This window comes from Thermoactinomyces sp. CICC 10735, assembly GCF_016055175.1.
GTDB lineage: Bacteria > Bacillota > Bacilli > Thermoactinomycetales > Thermoactinomycetaceae > Thermoactinomyces > Thermoactinomyces vulgaris.
Window position 1 is genome coordinate 1 of the sequence record NZ_JAECVT010000015.1, and the last position, 757, is coordinate 757.

The 757-nt window shown below is 54.4% G+C and carries 1 rRNA gene; it reads right to left on the bottom strand.

Features of this window, described 5'->3' with window-relative positions:
- Positions 1 to 757: ribosomal RNA gene (locus tag I8U23_RS13330) — 23S ribosomal RNA — on the bottom strand; the annotation flags it as partial.

Below are 757 nucleotides of genomic sequence, written 5' to 3' on the forward strand. Positions count from 1 at the left end.
TACGGGGTCATTTTGCCGAGTTCCTTAACGAGAGTTCTCCCGAGCACCTTAGGATTCTCTCCTCGCCTACCTGTGTCGGTTTGCGGTACGGGCACCTTGTTCCTCCTTAGAGGCTTTTCTTGGCAGTGTGAGATCAAGAACTTCGGTACTGAAACTTCCCTCGCCATCACAGCCTGGCCTTAAGAAGAGACGGATTTGCCTGTCTCTTCAGCCTCACTGCTTGGACGCGCACAACCAGTCGCGCGATTCTCTACCCTCCTGCGTCCCCCCGTCGTCAACGGAACAAGGTGGTACAGGAATCTCAACCTGTTGTCCATCGCCTACGCCTTTCGGCCTCGGCTTAGGTCCCGACTAACCCTGAGCGGACGAACCTTCCTCAGGAAACCTTAGGCTTTCGGTGGAAGGGATTCTCACCCTTCTTTTCGCTACTCATACCGGCATTCTCACTTCCAAACGCTCCACCGCTTCTCACGAAGCAGCTTCGCTGCTGTTTGGAACGCTCCCCTACCATGTCCGAAGGACATCCGCAGCTTCGGTGAACCGTTTAGCCCCGTTACATTTTCGGCGCAGAGTCACTTGACCAGTGAGCTATTACGCACTCTTTGAATGATGGCTGCTTCTAAGCCAACATCCTGGTTGTCTGGGCAACTCCACATCCTTTGCCACTTAACGGTTACTTTGGGACCTTAGCTGGCGGTCTGGGCTGTTTCCCTCTTGACCACGGATCTTAGCACTCGTAGTCTGACTCCCGGAGGAC